11 protein-coding genes and 1 pseudogene are annotated in these 13,289 nt (G+C 67.5%); 8 read left to right on the top strand and 4 right to left on the bottom strand.

All coding sequences use genetic code 11. The features are described 5' to 3' along the window. Positions 1 to 32: 32 nt before the first annotated feature. The 3 genes from WAQ08_RS02215 (at position 33) to WAQ08_RS02205 (ending at position 2,723) form a co-directional block, all read left to right on the top strand. A complete protein-coding gene (locus WAQ08_RS02215) occupies positions 33 to 1,046 on the top strand; it encodes a GlxA family transcriptional regulator (protein ID WP_422189005.1) in 1,014 nt (337 codons plus the stop codon). A gap of 86 nt (positions 1,047 to 1,132) precedes the next feature. Beyond that, positions 1,133 to 1,432 (top strand): flagellar basal body protein, encoded by a 300-nt coding sequence (locus WAQ08_RS02210; RefSeq protein WP_422189004.1) that lies wholly within the window; start codon positions 1,133 to 1,135, stop codon positions 1,430 to 1,432. A 49-nt stretch (positions 1,433 to 1,481) separates the two neighbouring features. Then, positions 1,482 to 2,723: a Y-family DNA polymerase gene (locus tag WAQ08_RS02205; RefSeq protein WP_422189003.1), complete on the top strand. Its 1,242-nt coding sequence runs from the start codon at positions 1,482 to 1,484 to the stop codon at positions 2,721 to 2,723. Positions 2,724 to 2,747: 24 nt separating this feature from the next. On the opposite strand, the gene WAQ08_RS02200 is transcribed toward WAQ08_RS02205, so the two are convergent. Further along, positions 2,748 to 4,484 carry a methyl-accepting chemotaxis protein gene (locus WAQ08_RS02200; protein WP_422189002.1) on the bottom strand — a complete coding sequence of 579 codons (1,737 nt, stop codon included), beginning with the start codon at positions 4,482 to 4,484 and terminating at the stop codon, positions 2,748 to 2,750. A gap of 199 nt (positions 4,485 to 4,683) precedes the next feature. After that, positions 4,684 to 5,307: a DUF2239 family protein gene (locus WAQ08_RS02195; RefSeq protein ID WP_422189001.1), complete on the bottom strand. Its 624-nt coding sequence runs from the start codon at positions 5,305 to 5,307 to the stop codon at positions 4,684 to 4,686. Between the two features lie 166 nt (positions 5,308 to 5,473). Between WAQ08_RS02195 and WAQ08_RS02190 the strand changes: the two genes are divergently transcribed. After that, positions 5,474 to 6,631, top strand: coding sequence for a diguanylate cyclase domain-containing protein (locus tag WAQ08_RS02190; RefSeq protein ID WP_422189000.1), 1,158 nt, complete (start codon positions 5,474 to 5,476; stop codon positions 6,629 to 6,631). Between the two features lie 62 nt (positions 6,632 to 6,693). Here WAQ08_RS02190 and WAQ08_RS02185 read toward each other — a convergent pair whose 3' ends face one another. Together WAQ08_RS02185 and WAQ08_RS02180 are read right to left on the bottom strand one after the other, a co-directional pair. Then, positions 6,694 to 7,677 carry an NAD(P)H-quinone oxidoreductase gene (locus tag WAQ08_RS02185; protein WP_422189036.1) on the bottom strand — a complete coding sequence of 328 codons (984 nt, stop codon included), beginning with the start codon at positions 7,675 to 7,677 and terminating at the stop codon, positions 6,694 to 6,696. Positions 7,678 to 7,718: 41 nt separating this feature from the next. Beyond that, positions 7,719 to 8,027 (bottom strand): annotated as a pseudogene (locus tag WAQ08_RS02180) (hypothetical protein); the annotation flags it as partial. 203 nt (positions 8,028 to 8,230) lie between these two features. On the opposite strand from WAQ08_RS02180, the gene WAQ08_RS02175 reads away from it, so the two are divergent. The 4 genes from WAQ08_RS02175 to WAQ08_RS02160 all read left to right on the top strand — a co-directional run. Next, positions 8,231 to 8,983 (top strand): PEP-CTERM sorting domain-containing protein, encoded by a 753-nt coding sequence (locus WAQ08_RS02175; protein WP_422188999.1) that lies wholly within the window; start codon positions 8,231 to 8,233, stop codon positions 8,981 to 8,983. Between the two features lie 168 nt (positions 8,984 to 9,151). Continuing rightward, positions 9,152 to 10,351 carry a fatty acid desaturase family protein gene (locus WAQ08_RS02170; protein WP_422188998.1) on the top strand — a complete coding sequence of 400 codons (1,200 nt, stop codon included), beginning with the start codon at positions 9,152 to 9,154 and terminating at the stop codon, positions 10,349 to 10,351. Further along, a complete protein-coding gene (locus WAQ08_RS02165) occupies positions 10,344 to 11,453 on the top strand; it encodes a flavin reductase family protein (protein ID WP_422188997.1) in 1,110 nt (369 codons plus the stop codon). Before WAQ08_RS02170 ends, WAQ08_RS02165 begins: the two co-directional genes overlap by 8 nt. Before the next feature lie 103 nt (positions 11,454 to 11,556). Next, positions 11,557 to 13,289, top strand: a 1,733-nt coding sequence (locus WAQ08_RS02160; RefSeq protein ID WP_422188996.1) for a hypothetical protein, incomplete at its 3' end; no start/stop codon positions are given.

Below are 13,289 nucleotides of genomic sequence, written 5' to 3'. Positions count from 1 at the left end.
GAATTGTCATTTTGGACATCTTTGAGGCTGATATGGCCAATTTGACAGCCGGGGCCGGCCGAACGCCCAGGCCACCCAAGCAGTTGCACCGGGTGGCCGTGGTGCTGTGCCGCCATCACAGCCTGGCCAGCCTGGGCCTGGTGATGGACACCTTCCGCATGGCCAACCAGGTGCCCAGCGCGCACCGCTTCGAGCTGCTGCGGGTGAGTGCGGACGGCCAGCCTGTGCCGCACCCCGATGGCCTGCTGGGCGTCGATGGCGGCGTGGCCTTGCTGGCCCAGGCCGAGGCAGTGCTGATCCCCTCGCTGTGGACGCAGGGCGATGCGGCGGTGGCCGAGAACGCCGTGCTGATCAAGGCCCTGCGCGATCTGCCACCGGCCGTGCTGGTGGCCTCGCTGTGCACGGGCGCCTACCTGCTGGCCGCCACCGGGCGGCTGGACAGCCAGCCCGCCACCCTGCACTGGAACCTGGCCCAGGCCTTCCAGCAGCGCTTTCCGCAGGTGCACGTGCAGGTGCAGGAGACGCTCACGGAGGCTGGCGGGCTGATCTGCTCCGGCGGCTCCATGGCCGCCATGGACGGCTGCCTGCACGTGCTGCGCCGCCTGGCCGACCGCGACACCGCCCGGCGCGTGGCCCAGATGATGGTGATGGACGAGCGCCACGGCCCGCAGACCCAGTACATGCCGGCCTATGGCTGGCGCCGCCATGGCGACCCGGAGATGCGGCGCGTCGAGGCCTGCCTGGTGTCACGCCATGCCGAGCCCCTGACCCTGGACGAGCTGGCCGCCCTGGCCCACGTCAGTGTGCGCACCTTGCAGCGGCGCTTCCTGGCCGCCACCGGCCTCACGCCGATCCAGTACCAGCAGGCCGTGCGCATCGAGCGCGCCAAGGCCCTGTTGGAAGCCGGCCAGTTGGCCGTGCCCGAGGTGGCGGCCCAGGTGGGCTACCAGGACAGGGTGGCCTTCGGCCGCCTGTTCAAGAAGGCCGCGGGCATGACGCCAGCAGCCTGGCGGCAGCGGCACCCCGCATCAGATTTCACTCAATGAAAATATGAGTGTTGACTGAGAAGAAGGCCAGAAAAAAGCCTAAAGCCCCCCTCTTTTTCGTCGATAGGACGGCTAAGAGGTACGCTATGAAACCAGTTTCCACCATCGCCCTGTCGGGCATGCAGGCCGCTCGGGTTCAACTTGACGTGGCCGCACACAACATCGCCAACGTGCAGACGCCGGGCTTTCGGCGCCAGCAGGTCGCGCAGCAGGCCCAGCCCGAGGGCGGTGTCACGACCACGGTCAGCCTGGTCAACACGCCCGGCCCGGATTTCACGGGCGATGTGGTCAACCAGCTGGGCGCGGGCTATGCCTTCGTGGCCAATCTCAAGACCATCGAGACCGACCAGAAGATGACCGGCACGCTGCTGGACATCACTGCCTGACCCTGCACGGGCACGTGGGCACCGCGCCCGCGCTACAGTTCGGCCCAGCATGAGCCGGACAGACAGCGCGCGAGACCACGATCACCAGGTGCATACCGATGCCCGCCAGCGCAGGATTGCCCATCTCGACATGGACGCCTTCTTCGCGTCCGTCGAGTTGCTGCGCTACCCCCAGCTTCGCGGTCTGCCGGTGGTCATCGGCGGTGGCAGGCGACCGGGCGCCACGCAGGCCGACGGCGTCGTGTCCGCCGAGATTCCCGTCGATGCCTTTGCCAGGTTGAGGGACTACCGTGGCCGGGGCGTCATCACCACGGCCACGTACGAGGCTCGCCAGTTCGGAATCGGATCGGCGATGGGCTTGATGAAGGCCGCCCAGATGTGTCCCGATGCGATCCTGCTGCCGACGGATTTCGAGGCCTACCGGCGGTATTCGGCTGCCTTCAAGCACGTGATCGCCGAGATCGCCCCCGTCATCGAGAACCGGGGCATCGACGAAGTGTTCATCGATTTCACGGACGTGCCGGGTGGCCAGCGCCAGGGCGGGGCCGTGTTGGCGCGGCTGATCCAGAAGTCCATCTTCGAGGCCACCGGGCTCACATGTTCTGTTGGGGTGGCGCCCAACAAGCTGCTCGCCAAGATGTGCAGCGAGTTCAACAAGCCCAATGGCATCTCCATCGTGATGGCGCAAGACCTTCGCTCGCTGATCTGGCCCCTGCCGTGCCGTAAGGTCAATGGCATCGGGCCCAAGAGCGACGAGCGTCTCAAGGCCATGGGCATCCACACGATCGCAGAGCTGGCGGTGCAGCCCGTCGAACTCCTGGTGGAACGGTTCGGCCAGAGCCATGGCGTATGGCTGCACGAGGCCGCGTGGGGGCGGGACGAGCGCCCCGTCGTGACCAGCAGCGAGCCCGTGACCATGAGCCGAGAGACCACCTTCGAGCGCGATCTTCATGCGGTGCGCGACAAGGCTGAACTCGGTGCCATCTTTACGCGCCTGTGCGAGCAGGTGGCGGCCGATCTGCAGCGCAAGGGCTATGCAGGACGGACCATTGCCGTCAAGTTGCGTGATGACCGGTTCAAGATCACCACGCGCAGCCACAGTTGCCCGCACCCGGTGAACGATGCGGCGGCCATCCGGCGTGCGGCGGGCCTGGCCTTGAAGCGCGCCGAGCTGACGCGGCCACTGCGCCTGCTCGGCGTCCGTGTGGATGGCCTGGTCAGGATCGAGCCCGGTGAGGTCGCCCCCTCGCCCGTCGAGCAGGAGGAATATGCCCAGGGCCAGCTGTTCTAGCGGTCTCGGGCGCGTGGTGGCTGGTCAGAATGTCGACCACTCGTTGTCGGCGTTGGTCAGGGCTGCTTTGCTTGGCAGGGCTGGCGGGGCCACGGGCCTGGCCTTGCCGGCCACGGGTGGCGCGGTCTTTCTGGTGCTCTGCGGTGGTACGCGGGTCGATTCCGGTGCGTGCACCAGCCGGGCAGTTGGCAGCTCGATGCCGGCCTCGTCCTCGGGCGAGAGCTTGAACGTTGCCACGGCATCCACAAGTTGACGTGCCTGCACCTTCAGACTTTCGGCTGCTGCGGCGCTTTCCTCCACCAAGGCGGCGTTCTGTTGGGTCACCTGGTCCATCTGGCCCACCGCAGTTCCTACCTGCTGGATGCCTGAGCTTTGTTCTACCGTGGCCGAGGTGATCTCGGCCACGATGTCGCTCACGCGACGGATCGAGCCGACGATTTCGTCCATGGTCTTGCCGGCCTGGTCCACCAGATGGGTGCCCTGTTCTACCTGTTCGAGGCTGCGGTTGATCAGCGCCTTGATCTCCTTGGCGGCTTCGGCGCTGCGTTGTGCCAGCGTGCGCACTTCTCCGGCCACCACGGCGAAGCCTCGGCCTTGTTCGCCGGCACGGGCAGCTTCCACCGCAGCGTTGAGCGCCAGGATGTTGGTCTGGAAGGCGATGCCGTCGATCACACCGATGATGTCGCCGATCTTGCGGCTGCTGCCGCTGATCTCCTGCATGGTGGTGACGACTTTGCCGACGACTTCGCCGCCCTGGGCGGCGACCGTCGAGGCGCCTTGGGCCAATTGGTTGGCCTGATGGGCGTTGTCAGTGTTGTTGCGCACCGTGGTGCCCAGCTCCTCCATCGTGGCGGCCGTCTGCTGGAGGGCACTGGCCTGTTCCTCGGTGCGCTGGCTCAGATCCTGATTGCCCTGCGCGATCTGGGCGCTGGCCGTGGCCACGCTCTCGGAGTTTTGGCGGACGTTGGCGACCACCCTGGCCAAGTTGGCCCGCATGTCGGTCAGCACGGCCATGACGCTGTGCGTGTCACCTGCGCGCAGGTTACCGTGCTGGCTCAGATCGCCCGCGGCGACACGGCGGGCCAGTTCGACGGCCTCTTCCGGTTCGCCGCCGAGCTGGCGTGTCAGTCCGCGCGTGAGCCAGATGCCCAGGCCCACGCCGGCCATCAGCGATGCGAAGACCAGGCCAATCATCAAGTTGCGGGCGCGCTCGTAGGCCTGCGCGTTGTCCTCATAAACGCGCTTGCCATTGCTTTCCTTGATGTGGACCAACTGCGTGATCTGGTCATCGACTTGGTTGACCTGCTTGGCGAAGTCGCTGAACAGGTAGTTGGTGGCGTCCTGTCGGTTGGTCAGATCCGCCTGTTCCGTCATGCTCCGCAGCTTGGCCACGGCGGCCACGTAGGCTGACCAATTGGTTTCCAGGGTCTCGAACGCCAACTTGCCTTCATGGGACCAGTACAGGGGCTTGGCATCATCGAGCTTCTTGCGCGTCAGCGCGAGGTTCTCGTCAGCCTTGAGCAAGGCCGCCTGCCGCTGCTCAGTCGTCGGGGCGAGCAATGCGTTGCGCAGGGACCGTCCCACGTACAGCAGATTGATCTTGGCTTCCTTGGCATGGGACACGCCCATCGTGTCCAAGGTGAACATCTTCTCGGTGGATTCGTTCATCGTCGACATGTTGTGGATGCCGATGGCACTGACCACGGCGCCCATGGCGCACACACCGATGAAACCCGAAATAAGTTTGACTGCAAGCTTCATGTTCTCGTACGACTTCGTATTGGCTGAAACCGCGACGAGCTGCCCAGGATCCTTTGTGGGAAGTGATGCAGCCCCGGGTGCAGCCCCCGGTAAAGGGGGGTGAGCGCTTATCGACTGGTTTGCGGACAAGTTAAGTGCCGGCAATCGATCGATCGGTCATAGTTGACGCCAGCGGCCATGGCGGTGTCGCCACGCTTGCTCAAGCCGCGTCGAATGCCGGTTCCGCCAGGCGCCGGCCGTGGTCGCGCAGATCCGTGGGCCAGGCCTGCGTCAGCTCGGTGAAGCGTTCGCGTTGGCTGGCGTACAGCGCGCGTGCGGCTTCTTCATAGCCCGGCAGGTTGCCCGCCATGGCCATCATGAAGCGATCGGCGCTGGCCTGGGCCTGGCGTATGCGCTCCTGGTGCGTGGACGCGGCCCGTGCGCTGTCGACCAGCTTGCGCAAGGTCACCGAGGCGCCGCCGGGTTGCGCGGCCAGCCAGTCCCAGTGGCGGGGCAGCAGGGTCACCTCGCGCGCGACCACACCCAGCTTGGGGCGGCCGGGGCTGCGGGCCTGGGCGTCGGTGGTGGCGGGTTCAGCCGTGCCCGCCGCAGGCACCAAACGTGCGGCGATGTCGTCGGCGGTGCCGCGCAGGTCCAGGTCTACCAGGCGGCCGGTCTGGTCGTCGAAGGTCAGCGCGCTGGTGTTCGGATCGCCCTTCAGGGCTGCCTGCACCGCCAGGGCCACGTCCAGCGGGGTGCCGCGCGCCAGCAGGCGGGTGCCGGCAAAGGCCGTCCACTGAGGGGCTGAATCGGGCGTAGGTGTCGTATCAATGAACGCGGTCATGGCGTGCTCCGGCGCCGTCATGCCGGCGCAGCGAAAAAGTCTGCGTTTAAATTTACCCGGGTAAATCTATGATGTCAATATCACCCGGGTAAAATTACAGACTCAAGAGAAGCGGTCCGCGCCCGATATCCCCGGTGACTTTCTTTCTGGAACACCACCCTTGTCCATGTCCCTGGGGTCCGCCACGTCGCTGCCCGCCCTGGAGTCTCAAGCACCCCAAAGCGACGACCAATTGGCCCGGCGCTGCGTGCTCGACACCGCGGCGCGCAGTGCCACGGGCACCTTCGTCTACCCCGCCATCTGGTTCACGCTCGTGCTGGCCACCGGTACGCATGAGCGTTGGCCCCTGTTCGCTTGGCTGAACGTGCTGGGCCTGGGCGGGCTCGCGGTGCTGCGCATGGGGCTGAACCGGCGGCTGCCGCGTCTGTTGACCGTGCGCCAGCGCACCACCAGTTGGGCGTTCACCCTGCTGACCCTGCTGATGGCCTTCTACTGGGGGGCGCTCACGGCCGTGTGCATGGTGCGCGCGCCGGACGAGACCTTGTCGTGGGTGATGCTCGCCGCCACGGTGGGCTTTTGCGCCGGTGGCAACACCATGGTGGGTATCAACCCCGCATTGCGCCTGACTTACCCGGGCCTGATGATCGCGCCGGTCTTCGCGGTGGAACTGCTGATGCCTACCGCCTCGCACCTGATGATGGCAGCGCTGGAAGGTGCCTTCGGTGTCTACCTGGTGCGCTCCTCACGCGTGGTGCACGACGACTACTGGCAGATGCTGCAGACGCAGCGCCTCTCGGATGCGCGCGCCCGCAGCCTGGAGCTGGCCAGCCTGACCGATGGCCTCACGCAGATCCCCAACCGCCCGCATTTCGACCGCCAGTTCCAGTACGAGTGGGAGCGCCAGTGCCGCCATGGTGCGCCGGTGTCCGTGATGCTGGTGGATCTGGACCACTTCAAATCCATCAACGACACCTATGGCCACCCCTTCGGCGATGCCTGCCTGCAGGCCGTGAGCCGGGCCCTGAGCGAGACCATGGGCCGCTCCACCGATTTCGTGGCGCGCTACGGCGGCGAGGAGTTCGCCGTGCTGCTGGCGCAGACCGACGGCGAGGGCGCGCGCATCGTGGCCGAGCGCCTGCTGCAGCAGGTGCGTGAAGTGAACCTGAGCTACCAGGGCGCGCCGGTGCGCATCACCTGCAGCATCGGCGCGGCGTCCACCGTGCCGCATGGCAGCGAGCTGCCCGAGGCGCTGATCAAGCGGGCGGATGACGCCCTGTACCGGGCCAAGCACCACGGGCGCAACCGCGCCGAGATGGCGGTCTGAGGCGGCTCATATCCCGCTGCGGCCAGGGTCGGTCACAGCGGGCACGGTGGGCATGGCGCAACTCAGTGCGCCACTTCCAGCACGATCTTGCCGATGTGATCGCCGCCCTCCATCAGGCGGTGCGCCTCGGCGGCCTGCGCCAGCGGGAAGGTGGCGTGGATCAGCGGCAGGCAGCGGCCGGCATTGAGCGCGGGCCACACCAGGCGCTGCAGCTCACGGGCCACGGCGGCTTTCTCGTCGCGCGTGCGGGCCCGCATGGTCGAGCCGGTGATGGTCAGGCGCCGGCTGGCCACGGTCACCAGGTCCAGCTGCTCGGCGCGTGCACCGCCCAGGAAGCCGATGATCAGCAGGCGGCCATCGACCGCCAGGGTGGCGATGTTGCGCTGGAAGTAGGCGGCGCCCATGATGTCCAGGATGGCATCGACGCCGCGCCCGCCCGTGGCGGCCATCACCTCGCGGTTGAAATCCTGCTCGCGGTGGTTGATGGGCTCGCCGCCCAACAGGCGCACGGCCTCGCACTTGTCGGCGCTGCCGGCCGTGGCGAAGGCGCGCACGCCGAACTCCTTGGCCAGCATCAGCGCCGTGGTGCCGATGCCGCTGGTGCCGCCATGGATCAGCACCGAATCGCCGGCTTTCACGCGGCCCATCATGAACACATTGGCCCACACGGTGAAAAAGGTCTCGGGGATGGCCGCGGCCTGCACCGCACTCAGGCCCTCGGGCCAGGGCAGCGCCTGCGTGGCCGGCACGGTGCAGTACTGCGCGTAGCCGCCGCCATTGACCAGCGCGCACACCTTGTCGCCCGGCACGAAGCCTTGCGCGCCCGGGCCCACGCGCACCACGGTGCCGGCCACTTCCAGGCCCGGTGTGGGGTTGGCGCCCGGTGGCGGCGGGTACTTGCCCTGGCGCTGCAGCACATCGGGCCGGTTGATGCCGGCCGCCTCCACGCGGATCAGCAGTTCGCCCTCGGTGGGCTGGGGCAGGGGCACGGTGCGGGGCTGCAGCACCTCGGGTGCGCCGGGGGCCGTGATGGCGATCTCCTGCATCGAATCGGGCAGGGCAGGTTCTTGAAGCGGCATGGGTGGGATCAGGGTGAAGCTGGCGGCACGAAGCCCACACAGTACACCGGTGGCAGGTGGTTCGACACGGCCTGCCAATGATCACCCTGGTCGTCGCTGACCCACAGCCCGCCGGTGGCCGAGGCCAGCACCAGGCGGTTGCCCGTGTCGTCTACCGCCAGACCATGGCGGTAGACCAGGTCGTAGGCGTGCTGCTGGGGCAGGCCCTGGCGCAGCACCTCGAAGCTGCGTCCACCGTTGCGTGTGCGGCTCACCACCAACTGGGCATTCACCGGCACGCGGCATTCGTCCTTCACGGCGGGCTCGGGCGCGTCCGGTGCTGCGTTGTCTGCTGCGGCCTTGTCGGATGTCTGCGCTGGATAGGCCGACATACCCACCTCGACCCAGGTCATGCCTTGGTCGCTTGAGCGGTGCAGCTTGAGTCGAGGGGTAACCCTTGTATCGCCCCCCCAGGCGGGCGTTGACGTCTTGTGACATCTCTTTGCAGAATCCATCCGTCCATAACAGGGAGACAACACTCATGGCATTGCGTCAGTTCACGGCCGCCCTGGCCGCCGTCGCCGCTTCGTGCATTTCCGTGTCGGCCATGGCTGCGCCGGTGGTCTACAACTATTCGGCCTCCACCTTCTTTTCCTCACCCGATGCCACCCTGCGGGCCCTGCTGGGAACGTCGGCCAGTGTGTCAGGCAGTTTCGTCTATGACGCTGCCACGCCTTTCACCACCTACTCCCAGAACATCGGCTACGCGGCAGGTGGGGCGCTCTACTCGGGCGCGATCTCCCAGCTCAGCGGCACGGTCAACAGCTCGGTCAGCGGCCTGACATTCACGGATGCCAGCGGGACCATCTCCCAGGGCAATGAAGCGGCGCCCCCCGGCCTGGACTGGTTCACCATGAACGCCGATGCCACGCCGCGCCCTGGCCAGAACACCACGCCGGCTGAGTACGCGCGTGACCTCGCAGGCTTCACCGTGGGGGCCTACACCCTGCACAACGTGCGCCTGTACTGGATCGAGGGCTCTTTCGGCGCCACGGACTTCATCTCCAGCGATGCCCTGCTGCCCACGCCGCCGTCTTTCAACGGCGTGCTGGCACTCGATTTCGTCCTGACTGCCGATCCCACCAACATCGCCAACACGCCCTACAACAGCCGCACGGTGTACTTCACCGGCCTGACAGTCGTGGCCGCGCCTGTGCCCGAGCCCGGCACGTCGGCCCTGGCCCTGGCCGGTATGGCCGGTGTGGCGCTCGCCCTGCGCCGCCGCAAGGCCTGAGCCTCACGGCTTTGCTTCGAGCACGCCACCGCCCGCGGTGGCGTTGTGCTTTCTGGGGGTAACACGCCCCCCGATCCGGGGCGTCTCCCGGGAATATCCGCATCGGTCGGCTAACGCCCGTCGTTACCCTCGCGTTCAATTGCTGCAAACCCCGACCAGGGCTTCACGATGAACGCTACGCCCGCCGAGCACGGCCCGCTTTCCGCCGCATTCGCTGCCTCCGCCGCGAGCCCCCAGCCTGCAGACCGCCAGGCCCTCTACGACCAGATCGAGGCCGAATTCGAGGCCATCAAGCAGCGCTACCGCGCCAAGCTGGGCCCGGCCGATGTGGCCTACATCAAGGGCCTGCGCTTCAAGTCGCGCCTGGCCGAGTTCTTCGGCCGCAGCTTCATCTGGATCAGCCCCGAGCCCATCACCTTCGGCGTGGGCGTGGCCCTGCTGGCCCTGCACCGCAACCTCGAAGCCATCGAGATCGGCCACAACGTGCTGCATGGCCAGTACGACAGCTTCTCCGAGATTCCCCAGTTCCACTCGCGCAACTTCAAGTGGAAGGCCCCGGTCGATGAAGAGGCCTGGCGCCGCGAACACAACGGCCAGCACCACGTGCACACCAATGTGTTCGAGATGGACCCGGATCTGAACCACGGCATCCTGCGCATGAACGACCGCACGCCGTGGAACCCCTACCACCGCTGGCAGGTGCCCATGTACCTGTTCCTGGCCTACCCCATCGTGCTGTATGGCTTCAACCTGCAGAACCTGGGCCTGAGGCAGGTGTGGCGCGAGGAGAAGTTCCCCAAGGGCAACGAAGGCTATGCGCCCGTGCACCCTGGCGGTGATCTGGCCGACTGCAAGCGCCGCCATCGCCTGTCGACGTGGCGCATCCTGTTCAAGGAGTACGCGCTGTTCCCGCTGCTGGCGCTGGCCTCGGGCTTCTCGTTCTGGAAGGTGATGCTGGGCAACGCGCTGGCCGATGTCATCAACAACTACTGGGTGAGCTTCACCATCCAGGCCACACACCTGACCGAGCCGCTGCAGCCTGAAGACGCCCTGGCCCACAAGGGCCGCTGGTACCTGTCGCAGATGGACTCCACCGTGAACTTCAAGGGCAGCCGCCGCATGAGCATCCTGTGGGGCCACCTGAACTACCAGATCGAGCACCACCTGTTCCCCGACATCCCTTCGCGCCACTACCCGGACATGGCCAAGGAGGTCAAGCAGGTCTGCGCCAAGTACGGCATCCCCTACAAGTGCAACGAGAACTGGTTCCAGGCCATTCGCAACTACATGGGCGCGATGTGGAAGTACTCCTTCCCGACGCCGGCCGAGCGCGCGCAGATGGACGAAGAGGAGGCCCGCCATGCTTGAGCGTGCCGAGCGCATCGTCCACGGGGCCAGCCGCTGGGTGCTCGACCGTGTCGATCCGCAATGGGTCGACTACGTGGCCAGCAACACGATGACGGACATCAACCGTCGCCTGAACCGCTTCATCTGGACCTACGAGCTGCAGGCCCAGGTGGTGCGCGTGATCGACGAGGCTCCGGGCGTGAAGACCTACGAGCTGCGCCCCAACCAGCTGTGGCGCGGCATGCAACCCGGGCAGCACATCGAGGTGCTGCTGCCGGTCGATGGCGAGCGCGCCGCGCCGCTGCGGCGCCACTACAGCGCCACCGTGCTGCCACGCGGTCGCCTGAGCATTACCGTCAAGCGCCTGATCGGTGGCCAGGGTTCGAGCTGGATGCACGAGCACCTGCGCCCCGGCGTGCTGCTGCGCCTGGGCGCCGCGCAGGGCAGCTTCGTGCACCGGGGGCAGGCCAAGGTGCTGCACCTGTGCGCCGGCTCGGGCATCACGCCCGCGCATTCGATGATCGAATCCCTGCTGGCGGGCACTGAAGACCAGTGCCCCGACCAGCAACTCATCGCGCAGTTCAGCCGTACCGAGGATGTCATCTTCAAGGCGGTGCTGCCGCGCTGGCAGCAGGCTGGTGTCAAGGTCGATACCGTGTTCGGCGGGCAGGCCGGCGCGCGTCTCACGGCCGAGAAGCTGCAGGCCCTGTGCCCTGATTTGCTCGAACGAGATATCTACCTGTGCGGCCCCGAAGGCTTCATGGACACGATGATGTCGAACCTGGCCGCCCTGGGCGTGGACCTGGCCCGCGTGCACACCGAGCGCTTCACCGCACCGAGCGCCGTGGCCAGCCCGGCCGGTGGCTTCAGCGCCGAAGGCACCGAGGTGGTCTTCAAGCACTTGGGAAAGCGCATCACCCTCACCGCGGCCGATCAGAACAAGACCCTGCTGCAGGCTGCGCGCGACCACGGCCTGGACCTTGAATCCGGCTGCTGCCAGGGCATGTGCGGCACCTGCAAGCTCACCGTGCACGAGGGTGAGGTCAGCGGCAACACGCTGGGGCGCGCCGTCTACATGTGCACGGCCTACCCGGCCTCGCGCACCCTGGTGCTGGGCGGTTGAGCCCGAGCGCCGCGGGGCCCCCTTGAGGGGGTAGCCCGCCCGCATGATCCGTGCTGTTTTCATGGCAGAGTGCAGCCATCACAACAAGGCTGCAGGGGATGCCATGGGGCACACGGACACGGGGATTGGCGGACACATCGCGGCCATGGCGCAGGCCATGCAAAGGCTGCGCAGCCCAGGCACAGGTACTACCCGGGCGCTCATGCGCTCGGCTCTGGGTGTGCTGCTGGCCGGTACGGCAACGCTGGCGCTGGCCGGCCCCTTGCCCCGCAGCGAGGTGCCCGCGTCCCTGAAGGACTGGCTGCCCTGGGCTCTGCATGGCCAGGAAGCACTGCTGTGCCCGCCTGCCTACAACGCCGATAGCGACAAGGCCTGTGTCTGGCCCTCGTCGCTGGCCGTGCAGGCCGATGCCAATGGCGCGCGCTTTCGCTACGAGGTGCAGCTGTTCGGCCCGCAGGCCCTGGTGGCCCTGCCCGGTGAGCCCGGCCGCTGGCCTGTCGACGTGCGCGGCGATGGCCAGCCCCTGCCCGTGGCCGAGCAGGATGGCCGCCCCCTGGCCCTGCTGGGCGCGGGCCGCCATGTGATCGAAGGGCGCATCGACTGGTCCGCGCTGCCGCCGGATCTGCGCCTGCCCCAAGGGGTGGGCAGCCTGGCCTTGTCCGTCGGTGGCGTGCCCGTGCAGCGCGCGCCGGACAACGAAGGCCGCGTGTGGCTGCGCCAGACCCCCGAGGTCGAGCAGAGCACCGATGCCTACAGCGTGCACACCACGCGCCGCATTGACGATGGCGTGCCCCTGCGTGTGAACACGCACATCGAGATCGCCGTGTCCGGCAAGGCGCGCGAGATCGTGTTGCCGGTGGCCCTGCTGCCCGGTCTGGTGCCCGAGGCCCTCGAATCGGCCCTGCCCGCGCGGTTGAAAGAGGGCGGTGCGCTCATCGTGCAGGCCCGCCCGGGCCGCTGGCAGATCAGCCTGCGCGCACGCCTGATGTCGCCCGTGCAGTCGCTGACGCTGCCGGCGCAGGCCCCTGAGGCAGAGGTCTGGTCCTTCGAGGCCCGCAACGATGTGCGCCTTGTCAGTGTCGAAGGCGCCCCCTCGGTCGATCCGCGCCAAGTGGCCATGCCCGAAGACTGGCGCAGCTTGCCTGCCTATCGCCTGGCGCCGGGCGCCACGCTCAAGCTGGTGCAGTCTCGCCGGGGCAACCCCGAGCCGCCGCCCGATCGCCTCACGCTGCAGCGTGACCTCTGGCTGGATTTCGATGGCCAGGGCTACACAGCACGTGATGTGATCGGCGGCACCTTGTCGCGCTCATCGCGGCTGGAGATGGCGGCACCGGCCGTGCTGGGCCGTGCGTCGGTCGATGGGGGTGACCAGCCCGTCACCCGCCTGAAGGAGGGCGGGCCGCAGGGCATCGAGGTGCGAGGGGGCACGGCCCGTCTCAGCGCCGACAGCCGTATCGACAGCGCCGACCGAACCCTGCCGGCCACGGGCTGGCAGGTGGACATCAACCAGGCCTCTGCCCAGTTGAACCTGCCGCCGGGCTGGCGCCTGCTGCATGCCACCGGGGTCGACAACGCCCAGGGTTCCTGGCTGTCGCGCTGGACGCTGTGGGATTTCTTCTTCGTGCTGCTCAGCGCCCTGGCGGCGGGCAAGCTCTTTGGTGTGGCCACCGGTGGCGTGCTGGGCCTGGCCCTGGTGCTGTCCTGGCACATGCCGGGTGCTCCGCAGAGCCTGTGGCTGGTGCTGCTGGCGCTGCATGCGCTGGGCCGCGTGTTGCCGGCGGGCCGGCTGCTGCCCTGGGTGCGCTGGGGCGAGCGCGTCGCCGCGCTGCTGATCGC

Source organism: Aquabacterium sp. (assembly GCF_049274795.1).
Lineage (GTDB): Bacteria > Pseudomonadota > Gammaproteobacteria > Burkholderiales > Burkholderiaceae_C > Aquabacterium.
The sequence above is the reverse complement of the archived record's forward strand: the minus strand, read 5'-3'. Positions and strand labels throughout refer to the sequence as shown.

Excerpts from the sequence above, each read along its gene's own strand:
- WAQ08_RS02165 (WP_422188997.1), top strand. The coding sequence starts at position 10,344 with ATGCTTGAGCGTGCCGAGCGCATCGTCCACGGGGCCAGCCGCTGGGTG.
- WAQ08_RS02205 (WP_422189003.1), top strand. The coding sequence starts at position 1,482 with ATGAGCCGGACAGACAGCGCGCGAGACCACGATCACCAGGTGCATACC.
- WAQ08_RS02215 (WP_422189005.1), top strand. The coding sequence starts at position 33 with ATGGCCAATTTGACAGCCGGGGCCGGCCGAACGCCCAGGCCACCCAAG.
- WAQ08_RS02210 (WP_422189004.1), top strand. The coding sequence starts at position 1,133 with ATGAAACCAGTTTCCACCATCGCCCTGTCGGGCATGCAGGCCGCTCGG.
- WAQ08_RS02185 (WP_422189036.1), bottom strand. The coding sequence starts at position 7,677 with ATGCAGGAGATCGCCATCACGGCCCCCGGCGCACCCGAGGTGCTGCAG.
- WAQ08_RS02175 (WP_422188999.1), top strand. The coding sequence starts at position 8,231 with ATGGCATTGCGTCAGTTCACGGCCGCCCTGGCCGCCGTCGCCGCTTCG.
- WAQ08_RS02190 (WP_422189000.1), top strand. The coding sequence starts at position 5,474 with ATGTCCCTGGGGTCCGCCACGTCGCTGCCCGCCCTGGAGTCTCAAGCA.
- WAQ08_RS02170 (WP_422188998.1), top strand. The coding sequence starts at position 9,152 with ATGAACGCTACGCCCGCCGAGCACGGCCCGCTTTCCGCCGCATTCGCT.
- WAQ08_RS02195 (WP_422189001.1), bottom strand. The coding sequence starts at position 5,307 with ATGACCGCGTTCATTGATACGACACCTACGCCCGATTCAGCCCCTCAG.
- WAQ08_RS02200 (WP_422189002.1), bottom strand. The coding sequence starts at position 4,484 with ATGAAGCTTGCAGTCAAACTTATTTCGGGTTTCATCGGTGTGTGCGCC.